This window comes from Candidatus Culexmicrobium sp., from assembly GCF_058356305.1.
This window is the reverse complement of the sequence record NZ_JBTVBB010000031.1, coordinates 60,417-72,695: the sequence shown is the minus strand read 5'-3', so window position 1 is coordinate 72,695 and position 12,279 is coordinate 60,417. Positions and strand designations below refer to the sequence as shown.

Genomic DNA, 12,279 nt, shown 5'->3' with positions numbered 1-12,279 from the left:
TTTATGAAGTTAAATTCCAAGGCTTGCCATGATCTAAGACAGATTTAGGAATCAAATTCTTAAACTTCTCTAGAAAAGCCTTGTCCTCCTTCTCACTCCTCAACTCATCGGGAAGCATATGAGGTATTTCCTCTATGATTGGATACCAACGTCTACAATTATTACAAATAAGTATACCATCTACAACTTCTTGTTTAACACAATCAACACAATTTAATTTGACATCTCCTAAGTCCTTTAAAAACTTTTGATTTAAACCACAAAACTCTTCACATAAAACTTCATCTTTAGAAAAATCAATGTTATCATACTTATATTCAGTCCTATTAAAGACTATTAGTTCAAGTGGAAAATTTTTACATATTGGACATGCAAGTATATCCAATAACCTAAACTTCAAAGACATCACCATTTGAAATGGTTAACTAGAATTTTATAAATTATACGCTTAAGAGCGCTTTAAAATTACATGAATCCTCTTAACTTCATTACCTGACAAACTTAGAACTAAAGAAATTTTATATGTATCCTTGATTGTATAACTTAATTTGTTTCCCTCCTCATCAACTACAATCAATATTTTAGATGCAAGTACACGTTGAGCACTTAAATCAATTTCAATAGTAGCTGTAACCCCACTACCCCTAGGATTTTGAACTTTAAAAATCAAACATATATGAGGAGTGTTTCCAATGAAGTGGATATGTGCACCTTCATATTCAGCCTTAACATTAATGACATTCAATGGTTGAAGAAAGAAAAGCGACATTGCCAATGCAATCAATAAAAAGACTGTTAAAAAGAAAACCTTTATTCTTCTTCCTCTCTTCTTATTCCTTTTGCTCATTTATTCCAGCTCCACCTATAAGTTTACTACACTTAGATAAGTGACGAGATAATCTAACAACTTTGACAGGGATTTCAAAAACTTTTCCCTTCTCAATCACAAAATGTCTTATTGGTAATTTCTCTCCAAAAGTCCTCCTAATATGTTCTCCAATATAATGCAATTGAATACAATGCGGTGAGCCATCAATAGTTAAAATAGTTAGACTTTTAATCCCAGACAACTTAACTATACTAAGCAATTTAAAACCAACAACATTCATATGTACTTGCTCCATACATACGTTTAAGGAAATACGATTCTGTGAAAAAGCCTTTAGAATATCTGAAAACTCAATTTCAATACACTTACCATAGATTAGTAAATCTGAATTCCTAAGCCTCTTACTAGTTACACTAGTAGAGAGCAGGTTCATTTCAACCCCCTAAAAAGCAATATCATACTATTAGGTACAAAATAGTTATGGTGTGAAACAAATGAAACAAATAATTCTAGCATCCACTTCTCCTAGAAGAAGAAAGCTCCTAGAAAAATACATCAAAAATTTACAGGTAAAACCTCCCAAAATAAATGAAGATGAAATAAAGGAAATAGAGCCAAGGAGAAGGGTGTTAAAAGCAGCAATAATGAAGGCTGAAAGCATAATGGATGAAGTTGGGGAAGGCATTATAATTGCAGCTGATACTCTAATTGAACTTAACGGAAAAAGTATAGGGAAACCAAAAAACTTAAGCGAAGCTAGAGAAATTCTATTAAGGCTAAGTGGGAAAAAGCATAGAGTTATTACAGGTCTTGTAGTGATAGACTGTAAAGAGAGGAAGAAAGTCACAAAAATAGTTGAAACAGAGGTCTATATGAAGAAACTCTCAAAAAGGGAAATAGAGGCATATATTTCAACTAAAGAGCCACTGGGAAAAGCAGGAGCATATGCAATTCAAGAATTAGGTGCAGTGCTAATAGAGAAGATAAATGGATGCTTCTACAATGTAATCGGTCTACCCATACCAGAATTATATGAAATACTCAAAAAACTAGATGTAAATCTACTGGAAGAATATTTAAAGGGAGGAAGAAACTATTAAAATTCCAAACTTCAAGAATAACGAAATATTTTCAGTAATGAAAGTACCACCTTCCATTCCATTTATAATTAGATGTGATGGTAGAAACTTCAGAAAGCTTTGTAATGAAATTGGATTCAAAAAACCGTACGATGAAAATTTTGCAAAAATAATTGTCAAATCTGCGAAAGAGGTGTTTAAATCAGGTTTTAATCCAACTTTAGCATATATACAGTCGGATGAAATAAATTACTTGTTTCTTAAGGAAAATATATTTAATCGAAGAATAGAGAAAATACTCTCAATAATTCCAAGCACAATTAGTAGTAGAATGACCCTAGAAATTTTAAAGAATTATGGACAAGAAAAAACCATATCCTTTGATGCACGAGTCATAATCCTCTCAAAGGAGAAGATCTTGGAATATTTTGCGTGGAGGCAAATGGAGGCGTGGAGAAACCATATAAATGCATATGCATTATATGCATTGCTAATGGAGGGTTTAAACACAAGTCAAGCCGCCAAAAAGCTATATAAAGTAAAAGCAGAAAAACTACATGGCCTAGTCTTAGAAAAACTAAAGATAAATTTAGCTAAAACACCAGCTTGGCAAAGGAGAGGCATAATAATAAAATGGAATCTAAAAATTAAGAAAAGTAAAAATCCAATATCAGGAAAAGAAGTCTTAGTGCTTAGAAGAGTATTAAAAGAAGATTGGAACCCACCATTATTCACTACTTGTAAAGGAGAAGAATACATTAAAAATATTATTAGGAATGCTGAAAAAGAATTGAGAAAAAATGTATTGAGTTGAGAGGAAAATGTATTTTGCATTTAGACCAGACGCATTATTAGTATGGAGAAATAAGGAAGTTAAAAGAAGATTATCATGGTATTTAAGTGTAATGAAAAATGAGAAACCAGCAAAATATTTAATCTGTAAAAGAATATCTGTAAAAGTAAATCTAGAAGAATTAAGTGAAGAAAAACTCTGGAAAATACATGAAATAAAAGCTAGAGAGTTTAAAGCTGTGTATGAGAAAATAGTTAGAGGAGAAATAAAATTAGAGGAACTACCTAAACCAGAGGTAAGTTTCCTGGACTTAAAAATTGAATTAACGAAACGAATGCTCACTCACTGTATCTTCTGTGAAAGAAGATGTAGTGTAAATAGAGTCAAAGGTGAAGAAGGAGTTTGCAGATTAAACTCTAAAAGCTATGTTTCATCATGGTTCCATCACTGGGGTGAAGAAGCTCCCCTAGTACCAAGTGGAACAATATTCTTTAGTTCATGTAACTTTAGATGTGTATTCTGTCAGAACTATGATATTAGTCAAGTTCATCCCAAGGGAGGAATAATAGTCACACCAAAGGAACTAGCAAGAATGCAGGAAATATTGAGGAAAGAAGGAGTAAAAAACATTAATTATGTTGGAGGAGAACCAACACCAAATCTTCACACAATAGTTGAATCACTAAGATATCTAGAAGTTAATGTTCCATTACTATGGAATAGTAACATGTACTGTAGCCTAGAAACCATAAAAATACTACTAGAAATAATTGACATAGGTCTACCAGACTTCAAATACGGTAATAATGAATGTGCCAAAAGATTATCCGGAGTAAACAATTACTTCGAAATAGTATCAAGAAACCATAAAATTATGCATGATTATGGAATAGATATGATTATAAGACACCTAGTTATGCCAAATCACATTGAATGCTGTACCAAACCAATCTTAGCTTGGACTGCAAAAAACTTACCAAGAGTACTTGTAAACATAATGGGGCAATATAGACCAGAGTATAAAGTAGCTTGGGAGCCAAGTAAATATCCAGACATAGCAAGAAGACCTAGTGGAAGAGAAATGGAAGAAGCCTTTGAATATGCTGAGAAGCTTGGAATATGCTATAAACCGGTCTCCTAACCTAGCACAAAAACTTTGAAATAGATAAATCCACTTCTGAATAAGAATACTCTTTAGGGTTGATAGACTTAAGTTCAGGTTTAACTTGAAGAACACAATTGTCCTTTATGAAGATTATAAGATCAGCATAAAGCCTAAAAACCCTATAGAAGAGTGGTAAAGGAAGCCATAGGCCATCTTTACAGATACATCTGAGCGGAGGAAGAAATATGAACTTTAAATTTGAATGACTAAACCTGGTCAATGAAGATAAAAATCTTAACTCTCTAATGAAAAGTTTGGAAAAAGCATTGTATCTCATTCTATTGAGAGAACATTGAAAGTATGGGGATAATTTTAAAAAACGATTAAAAGCTGAAAAGAAGACATAGTTAATCTTAGGCAGTATTGAAATTAAATCTTCACGCAGACTACTTAAGTCTAGGTCGTTTATCTCTAATAGAAAAACATCATCTTTACTTGAATAGTAAATGGGGGAATCAAAGATCACCAGACTTGGAGACAGATGATCAATTATATTGTTAACTACATTTTTTATTCTAATTCCATAAATCACAATAATTCTATCTTCACACAACTTAATACTGTTTATAATATATGAAATCACCGATTAGCTTCTCCCTAATCATTCTCCAAAGAATAACTGCACCTACATGTGTACAGATATTTTTCATTCTCTTATAGCCAAATAGTTTTTTGGGACTGTAACAAGTGCAACTATATTTACCTTCTCTTCTATGAAGTGTTATAATGTAAAAGGCTTCATAATCCCCCATTGATGGCCTTCCCCTTACAATCCATATATTGGGTTTAGGCGAAGGTGAAACATCGATTAAACGCCTAATACATCTCCTTATCCACGAGTTAGACTTACTGTTAAATTTTAACTTAAAAAGATTTATTGCTCTCCTTAAATCATCTTCCTCGACTTTAAGCTTCACCTTCAATATTGAAAGGAAAAGTGTTTCATACTTATAAGACATCGACTAATCCCTTCTCTGAAATACCAAAAACAGTTGATGCACCTCTCTGTAGGTAGGGACTATCCTCGACAACTACTTTTCGATAAAGCAAGTTCTTCTTTTTACCCTTCACAGAAGATTGAGACATGAACAATCTATGAGTTGTTCCATGTGCCATTACATGGCCTCCCGCAGCCATTATCCCTCCACCTGCCAATGGCTTGGCTATAACATGATTAGTTACTACAACATATACATTATACAGCATTGCTATTCGCAGGAGAAAGTTTAGCATATAGTTTAATGTTTGTTGCCTAGCCACTAGCATTTCCCTTCCACGATACTCAGCTCTAATATGTGAAATCAAACTATCAACTATGATTAGCTTTACATTTTCCTCTTCAATGTACTTCGGCAATAATATTCTGATACAATCGATCTGCTCATCCACATTCATTGGTTGAAGGACAAATATATTGGAGAGAGAATCCTCAACATTAAATCTCTCTGCTATACTAGTTATCCTTTGATCGGAAAATGTTCCCTCAGTATCTATGTAGAAAGTTTTACCTCCAGCACCTCCCCTGTTACTAGTCAACTGTATTGTCACAGACAATTGGAAACATAGCTGAGACTTTCCAGTGCCATACTCACCAACTATCTCATAAATACATCTCGGCTCTAATCCCCCTAGAAGAAGTTTATCTATTGCTTGAACACCAGTTGTTAACCTTGGAAGTCTACTGCGAACAGAAGCATATTCAGAGGCTCTAGCTAAAATTGATGGCCTAAAAATTCGCCTAACTCTAATTAACGCCCTATTTAGACGGTTGTAGTTATCAATGTCAGTATACATTAAAAGTTCATCTATACTATACAGTGCCAATTGTCTAGGTGAAAAAATTCCAGCATCCCTCAATTTCTCCGCTGTCAGTGGACCTATTCCAGGTAGATCCTCCAACTCCCTTACATTCTCATAAATTTCATCCAAACTAATCACCTCCTATCAAAATTTTCTTCAAGAAAGAAAGATGAATAATGATCTTCTCAATTTCATGTATTAAATCAATCGAATCTGGAGAAGACAAGGAGGATAAATCTCTTAATGCTTGAATTAAAGCACTAACTTTAAATTTATTATAATACTCTTCAAATAGAATTTTACCACCATATCCTTTCGAAGAAGTAGACCGCTTAGGCATTAAAATTAGTTCACGTCTAATATTACCATTTCTAGTCAACCTATAACTTACAATTATTATTCCTTTAGATGTAACTGTAACTTTATAGGTGAAGCCTCTACCATCCTTATGCCATTTAATCCAATTATCCAATCTCTTCACCTCTACTAGATAGATACTCATCAAGTGCTACAATCCCAGAAGGAGTTATTTTGAAATAATATTTACCATCTCTACCAATTGTTTCAAAAATTAATCCATAAGCTGAAAGTGAACTTATTATTCGCTGTGCAATACTGCTCTCAAGCCCCAATACACCCACAACATAACTAATTAAAGCATCCCTATCTGCTGAGCCTTGTGAAAGGAATGATAAAATATGAAAAGCAACTTCAGAAAAATTTCTAAACAATCTCTGAAGTAGAGATTTAAACATAGGTTTAATAGGTTTAACTAGTTCATCAACCTCAACTGGAAAGTCAGGAATAGACTTAAAAAATAAATTACACATCTTTACTCTTCCATTATAAAAAATGAGGAAATAATTCTTAGGCGTCATGTCAATAATTTTAGGACTAAAATTCATGAGAGGAAAGTAATTAAATAAAAAGTTAAATTCCTCTCTAGACTTAGGAATACTTGAAAACACACAATCAAACATAATACGAATTCGAGGAGGCATCAAACTCGGAGACCAACATGAAAGAATAATATTCCTCCATCTTGATCTCCTAATTAAATCTAATATAAAATATGTTCTTTCGAAAGCTAGAGCATATTCCTCTCTCAAAGCACGAACAAGTCCAGGTAGAAGTAAATCTGAATCTTCAACTATAATTGAAACATCCTCTTCAATCATATATAATAATAGTAGGAGAGAAGCAAGAACTCTAAACTCCCTGGGAAGCAAATGTAAACTAAAGAAAACAGTTCTATCCTCAATTTCCTTCAAGAAACTACTTCCACTAAAAGCTGCACCAATCCTCCCCAAAGTCAAGGCGTCAAGCAATCTTAAAAGCTTATTTACATTAAATCTATAAGAGGAAAGTTGTGATTGTGATTCTACTTCTAAAATAACATCGTCAATACTAGGCTTGCATATACCTTTATTCATCATGGAAATTAATACGTGCTGAAGAATTCTCGCTGCTTGATCACTAATATTAAAACTAATTTTAAAAACTTCAGACAACTCAATAGCCCTTAAGTAGGGATCATTAGAACATAAATTGAATAATGGAATTGAACAATTATAGCCCAACACTAAAACTAAAGGTTTATCAAAAAACTTATAAAAGCGAAGATATAGACCAGCAGTATCAATGAATAGGATACTGTTCCAGTCCATCAACTTAGCTAAAGTTGTATTGATTAAAACTCGATTAACATCATCTCCAAAGGTTCCAAAGAAAAGAGGTTTACAAGCAGAACGGCTAAAACAAGCATGCAAAATTGATTTAAGATCAACCTTCTCAAGTCCACAGGGGAATACAGTCAAATTAACTACCTCCACTTAAATTTAAATTTAAAATAGATGAAATTAAGTCGCGATTTTCAAGAATTCTTACCTCATCAGCAGGAATGGTAGAAGCAAGTGAATTAAGAATACCAATCAGCATGGAGACTTTACTATCATAATTTTGGAAGGATGCTTTAACTCTGATACATAAAAGATATACATCTCCAAACCCGTTAATCCTCCTAACAAGGGAAAAGGAGAAATCTACTGGTAATTTTACTATTATTTCACGTAGTAATGATTCATTCCTAACATTCCTAAAAGATATTGCACCCAGCATCATATATCTTCCAAGACCAGTAGAATAGATGGCAATACATTTTGAAACTGAAAATTTCAATGTAACTTTGAAAACTTTCTCATCAAAATGCTTCACATTAATTTTAGGATAAATCAAATTGATAGAACAATCTTTAGAATCATTTCTCTTCACTTGATCATCATCTCGCCTAGCTTTAATGTAACGATAAGCAATAAAACACACCCACATTGGAATAATGAGAATTGGATTAAGGAGAAAAACAATTATAGTGAGCAAGATAGGAATTAAACTCAGCATTACTCCTCAAGAAAAATTGGAGATAAAAGTAAAAAAGAACAGTTAAGATAGTCGTCGAACACCGAATGATAGGTAAACATCGAATATTTAACCTACAATTATAAAATCATAGTTAGGAATAGTAGGTGAAAAATTGAGTGAAATAGAATTAAAAGCTGAAGAGCTAAAAGTACTAGCAGATAAAACTAGATTGAAAATTATGAGCTTATTGAGAGAAAGAAGAGAACTAAGCCTAAGTGAAATTTCTATATTAACAGGTAAAGCTAAGTCAACAATAGCTGAACATTTGAAACTACTATTAAAAAATGGATATGTTAACAGGAAAACAGTAGATAAGAAATTTCTCTACTTCTTAACCGAAAAGGGATTAAAAGTTCTCCCAATGCTAAAAAAGGAAACCCCAGAAATAAAAATTGAAGAAATAAGTATAGAAGAAAGGGGAATATTAAAGCCGCTATATGAAATTGACAAATTAACTAGAGGAAGAACATACTTAATACTAGCAGCTACAGCTGGATTATCAATGATAATATTAGGATATCTGCCACTATCATCAGTAATTCTTTCAGGAGTGATAGGTTTAATATTAGGACTACTAAGAATAACTTCATCAAAATTTATTGAAGGTGCATTAACGTATGCTGTCTTCACAACTTTATCTACAATTTTAAGAGTAGGTGAGATGAAGACATTCCTTTCAGCCTTACTATCAATATTAATGTCAGCTTCACTCTCATTCGTAATCTTCATGCTTGTAGGAGGAGTTATCTTTTTAGGAGTTAAACTCATAATTGAGGAAAAGTAATAGTAAGTGGGGAGAAAGTTGGCTAAAACTTGTCCCGAATGTGGAGGCGAAATGATTTTTGATAGAAGAAGATACGTCTATGTCTGTAGAGCTTGCGGCTTAACTCTAACAAGGTTTGAATTAGACAAGTATAGAGAAAGAAGAAGATTTAAGGAGAATGAAGAGGACTCATGGAAGAAAGAGTATTTAAAGTGGTGGCTAAGCTCTAAAAAATAGGTAGAAAAGATGCGGAGGAATCTCTTCCGAGTTGAGATTATAAGTATTGGAGAGGAACTCCTTATAGGAAAAATAGTCAACACAAATGCTTCATGGCTTTCTAAAAAAATCACTGAAAATGGAGGAAAAGTCAATAGAATTACGGTTATAGGCGACGACATTAATGAAATAGCTTCAGTTCTAAAGGAAGCCATATCAAGAAAACCAAATCTAATAGTAATTACAGGTGGATTAGGCCCCACCTACGATGACAAAACAGCATTAGGAATAGCAGAGGCAACAAACAGGAAAATAGAGTTAAACATGGAAGCATTAAGAAGAATAGAAGAAACTTGTAAAGTGAAAAAATTAGAGTTAAATGAATCAAGAATGAAAATGGCATACATACCAGCTGGAAGCAAAATTATAGAAAATCCAATTGGACTAGCACCAGGTATACTAATAGAAGAGAAGGGAGTAAAAATAGTTGCATTACCAGGAGTTCCGGAAGAAATGAAAGCAATGTTCAATAAACACGTAGTCAAAATGATTAAAGGTAAAAAATACCATGAAGTAGAATTACACATAGAAAATATTTATGAAGCAGACTTAGCACCAGTTATAGAGGACATTGCGAATAAAAACCCGCAAATATATTTGAAATCTCATCCAAGGATTACGAAAAACAAGCCCTACATAATTCTGCACCTATACACCAATAAAAAATCAAGAGATGAAATATTAAAGATATGTGAAGAATTAAAAATGAAAATTATAGAACTTGGTGGAGATATAATTAGAGTCATTGGTGATTAACATGTATTCAATAATGATTATAGGTACAGCAGGCTCAGGTAAAACAGCATTAACTGCAACCTTCTCAGAATGGTTGAAGGATAATGAAAGAAGCATAGGTATATTAAATTTAGACCCAGGAGTAAAATGGCTTCCCTACGCACCAGACATAGATATTAGAGAATATATAGACTTTGAAGCAGTAATGGAAAAGTATAATTTAGGGCCAAACGGCGCATTAGTAGCCTGCATAGACATGATAGCAAACCACTTAGGAGAAATAAAAGATGAAATAGACTCACTAGAGCCAGAATTTTTATTAGTAGATACACCAGGACAAATGGAATTATTTGCATTCAGATCGGTGGGACCCTATATAATATCTAAAATAGGTGGAGAAAACATTATAGTTCTATGCCTACTAGACTCAATATTCACAAAAAATCCAAGCAGCTTCGTATCAGCACTACTTTTATCAACCTCAGTCCAATATAGATTTCTAAAACCACAAATAAACGTAATATCAAAATCAGATCTACTAACCTTAGAGGAAAAAGAGAAGATTGAACATTGGATAGAGAATCCAGAAGAATTAAAAATGGCCTTAATAGAGAGAGAGCAAGTTCTACGGAGAGAATTAAACAAAAAATTAATTGATGCAATAAGCTCTGAATTACTAGCAGACCTAGTATTCACATCAGCAACAACATGGGAGGGGCTAGACAATTTATTTGCAATAATCCAAAGAATATGCGCTGAAGTGTAGATGATGTTTAATTTTATAAATGTAAAGCAACTGTAAGTAGTTGGGGATAAAAGTGAAAATAGTTGACGAAATCATTGAGAAAGTAAGAACTGAAAATAGAAAATACTTATTGGAGCATGAAGCAAAGAAAATATGTGAAGCCTATGGAATACCAGTAACAAAATTCAAGGTAGCAAAAAATATTGAAGAAGCAATAAAATTCGCAAATGAAATAGGTTACCCAGTTGTATTCAAGATAATCTCACCAGACATAATCCATAAAACAGATGTAGGAGGAGTAATACTAAACATTAAAAATAATAAAGAAGCAATGGAAGCCTACAACCAAATAATTGAAAATGTAAAAGAAAAGACCCCTAATGCGAGAATATATGGAATATTTGTTCAAGAAATGGCCCCAGAAGGAATAGAGGTGATAGTAGGAGCACTAAAAGACCCTCAATTTGGACCAACATTAATGTTTGGATTAGGAGGGATATTCGTAGAAATACTAAAGGATGTCACATTCAGAATAGCACCGCTCTCAAGGGAAGAAGCAAAGGAAATGATCATGGAGATAAAGGGATACCCCCTTTTAAAGGGATATAGGGGAAGGCCGCCGTCAGATGAAGAAGCAATAATCGACATAATATTAAAAGTCTCCCAATTAGTAATGGACTACCAACAAATAAGCCAACTCGATCTAAATCCAATCTTTGTATATGAAAAAGGTGCAAAGGTAATTGATGCGAGGATTATACTAGAATGAATCCTAAAGAAGAAAAACTAAAAGAACTAAGAAGAGAAATAGAAGCCATCAGGAATGAAATAGATAAACATAAAATGAAGTTAACCGAGAAAAGAAAGAAACTTAAGAAGTTAATTGAAAGAATAAAAAAAGAAAAAGAGAAGAATACTCACCTAACATCACAAGAAAGAGAAGTAAGAAAAAAACTCAAAGAAAAATACTCTAAGATAAAAGAAATAAAAAAGGAAATATCCACATTAAAATTTTCTCTAAGAAATAGAATTGAAGAAGTAACAGAAATAAGAAGAAAAATAAACAAGTGGAAAAATATAGAAGAAAAATTAAATAACATTAAAAAAGAAATAGAAAAACTTGAATGGTACTATCAAACACACCCACTAACAAAGGAAAAAGAAAAAGAAGTAATAAGCGAAATAATTAACTTAACAAAGAAAAAGAAACATCTAGAAAAACTAATAGAAATGAAAGAAAAAGCACTTGAAAGCGAAGTTGAAATACAAGTAAATAAAATAAAAATTGAATATGCAAAAAAGAAACTAGAAGAAATATCCAAACAAATACCGCCAATCAAAAACAAGCTTAAAGAAATATTGCAAGTGAAAAAGATGAGGAGAGAAATAATACTACAGTTAAGAGAGGAAATTGATGAGTTAAGGAAAAAGTTAAAAGAAGAACAGGCCAAAATAAGAATTTTAAGGGAAGAACTAAGAAAGAAACAAGAAGAATATAACAAAATCAATGAAGAACTAAATCAAGAAAAGAAAAAAGAAATTCTAATGAAGTTAGTTGAGAAAGCTAAAGAAAAACTTAGAAAGGGTGAAAGACTAAGCTTTGAAGAATTCAAAGCTTTAATGGAAGTAGATAAAAACATTACAACATCATTATAATTAATATTTATCTAGGTAAA

At 32.5% G+C, this 12,279-nt stretch carries 18 protein-coding genes; 9 read left to right on the top strand and 9 right to left on the bottom strand.

Going from position 1 to position 12,279, the window contains the following annotated elements:
- Position 1: 1 nt before the first annotated feature.
- Genes ACW8TM_RS09625 through ACW8TM_RS09615 form a run of 3 tightly spaced genes read right to left on the bottom strand, consistent with a single transcriptional unit; the run spans position 2 to position 1,262 of the window.
- Complete coding sequence (locus tag ACW8TM_RS09625) at positions 2-406, bottom strand: Trm112 family protein (protein WP_491533069.1); 405 nt, start codon at positions 404-406, stop codon at positions 2-4.
- A gap of 42 nt (positions 407-448) precedes the next feature.
- On the bottom strand, positions 449-847 hold the full coding sequence (locus tag ACW8TM_RS09620) for a hypothetical protein (protein WP_491533068.1): 399 nt from the start codon (positions 845-847) through the stop codon (positions 449-451).
- The gene (locus tag ACW8TM_RS09615) at positions 831-1,262 is read right to left on the bottom strand and encodes a hypothetical protein (RefSeq protein WP_491533067.1); all 432 of its coding nucleotides are present in this window, start codon (positions 1,260-1,262) and stop codon (positions 831-833) included. Before ACW8TM_RS09615 ends, ACW8TM_RS09620 begins: the two co-directional genes overlap by 17 nt.
- 61 nt (positions 1,263-1,323) lie before the next feature.
- Here ACW8TM_RS09615 and ACW8TM_RS09610 point away from each other — a divergent pair, with 61 nt between their 5' ends.
- From ACW8TM_RS09610 to ACW8TM_RS09600, 3 genes are read left to right on the top strand one after another with little or no spacing between them, the layout of a single operon-like run.
- A complete protein-coding gene (locus ACW8TM_RS09610; RefSeq protein ID WP_491533066.1) occupies positions 1,324-1,929 on the top strand; it encodes a Maf family protein in 606 nt (201 codons plus the stop codon).
- Positions 1,925-2,722: a tRNA(His) guanylyltransferase Thg1 family protein gene (locus tag ACW8TM_RS09605; RefSeq protein WP_491533090.1), complete on the top strand. Its 798-nt coding sequence runs from the start codon at positions 1,925-1,927 to the stop codon at positions 2,720-2,722. Before ACW8TM_RS09610 ends, ACW8TM_RS09605 begins: the two co-directional genes overlap by 5 nt.
- A 7-nt stretch (positions 2,723-2,729) precedes the next feature.
- Positions 2,730-3,842 (top strand): radical SAM protein, encoded by a 1,113-nt coding sequence (locus ACW8TM_RS09600; protein WP_491533065.1) that lies wholly within the window; start codon positions 2,730-2,732, stop codon positions 3,840-3,842.
- 1 nt (position 3,843) lies between these two features.
- Here ACW8TM_RS09600 and ACW8TM_RS09595 read toward each other — a convergent pair whose 3' ends face one another.
- Genes ACW8TM_RS09595 through ACW8TM_RS09570 form a run of 6 tightly spaced genes read right to left on the bottom strand, consistent with a single transcriptional unit; the run spans position 3,844 to position 7,937 of the window.
- On the bottom strand, positions 3,844-4,449 hold the full coding sequence (locus ACW8TM_RS09595) for a hypothetical protein (RefSeq protein ID WP_491533064.1): 606 nt from the start codon (positions 4,447-4,449) through the stop codon (positions 3,844-3,846).
- Positions 4,421-4,825 (bottom strand): hypothetical protein, encoded by a 405-nt coding sequence (locus ACW8TM_RS09590; protein WP_491533063.1) that lies wholly within the window; start codon positions 4,823-4,825, stop codon positions 4,421-4,423. The genes ACW8TM_RS09595 and ACW8TM_RS09590 overlap by 29 nt, the downstream gene beginning before the upstream one ends.
- A complete protein-coding gene (gene radA, locus ACW8TM_RS09585; protein WP_491533062.1) occupies positions 4,815-5,795 on the bottom strand; it encodes a DNA repair and recombination protein RadA in 981 nt (326 codons plus the stop codon). The genes ACW8TM_RS09590 and radA overlap by 11 nt, the downstream gene beginning before the upstream one ends.
- Before the next feature lies 1 nt (position 5,796).
- Complete coding sequence (locus ACW8TM_RS09580) at positions 5,797-6,138, bottom strand: hypothetical protein (RefSeq protein ID WP_491533061.1); 342 nt, start codon at positions 6,136-6,138, stop codon at positions 5,797-5,799.
- Positions 6,131-7,483: a hypothetical protein gene (locus ACW8TM_RS09575; protein ID WP_491533060.1), complete on the bottom strand. Its 1,353-nt coding sequence runs from the start codon at positions 7,481-7,483 to the stop codon at positions 6,131-6,133. Before ACW8TM_RS09575 ends, ACW8TM_RS09580 begins: the two co-directional genes overlap by 8 nt.
- 1 nt (position 7,484) lies before the next feature.
- Entirely contained in the window at positions 7,485-7,937 is a 453-nt protein-coding gene (locus ACW8TM_RS09570) for a hypothetical protein (RefSeq protein WP_491533059.1), read from the bottom strand.
- Positions 7,938-8,196: 259 nt separating this feature from the next.
- On the opposite strand from ACW8TM_RS09570, the gene ACW8TM_RS09565 reads away from it, so the two are divergent.
- Genes ACW8TM_RS09565 through ACW8TM_RS09540 form a run of 6 tightly spaced genes read left to right on the top strand, consistent with a single transcriptional unit; the run spans position 8,197 to position 12,259 of the window.
- Complete coding sequence (locus ACW8TM_RS09565) at positions 8,197-8,868, top strand: winged helix-turn-helix domain-containing protein (protein ID WP_491533058.1); 672 nt, start codon at positions 8,197-8,199, stop codon at positions 8,866-8,868.
- An 18-nt stretch (positions 8,869-8,886) separates the two neighbouring features.
- Positions 8,887-9,084 (top strand): TFIIB-type zinc ribbon-containing protein, encoded by a 198-nt coding sequence (locus ACW8TM_RS09560; RefSeq protein WP_491533057.1) that lies wholly within the window; start codon positions 8,887-8,889, stop codon positions 9,082-9,084.
- 9 nt (positions 9,085-9,093) lie between these two features.
- Positions 9,094-9,879 carry a competence/damage-inducible protein A gene (locus ACW8TM_RS09555; RefSeq protein WP_491533056.1) on the top strand — a complete coding sequence of 262 codons (786 nt, stop codon included), beginning with the start codon at positions 9,094-9,096 and terminating at the stop codon, positions 9,877-9,879.
- 1 nt (position 9,880) lies between these two features.
- Complete coding sequence (locus ACW8TM_RS09550; protein WP_491533055.1) at positions 9,881-10,624, top strand: ATP/GTP-binding protein; 744 nt, start codon at positions 9,881-9,883, stop codon at positions 10,622-10,624.
- 52 nt (positions 10,625-10,676) lie between these two features.
- Complete coding sequence (locus tag ACW8TM_RS09545; protein ID WP_491533054.1) at positions 10,677-11,372, top strand: acetate--CoA ligase family protein; 696 nt, start codon at positions 10,677-10,679, stop codon at positions 11,370-11,372.
- Positions 11,369-12,259 (top strand): coiled-coil protein, encoded by an 891-nt coding sequence (locus tag ACW8TM_RS09540; RefSeq protein ID WP_491533053.1) that lies wholly within the window; start codon positions 11,369-11,371, stop codon positions 12,257-12,259. Before ACW8TM_RS09545 ends, ACW8TM_RS09540 begins: the two co-directional genes overlap by 4 nt.
- The last annotated feature ends 20 nt before the right edge of the window (positions 12,260-12,279 follow it).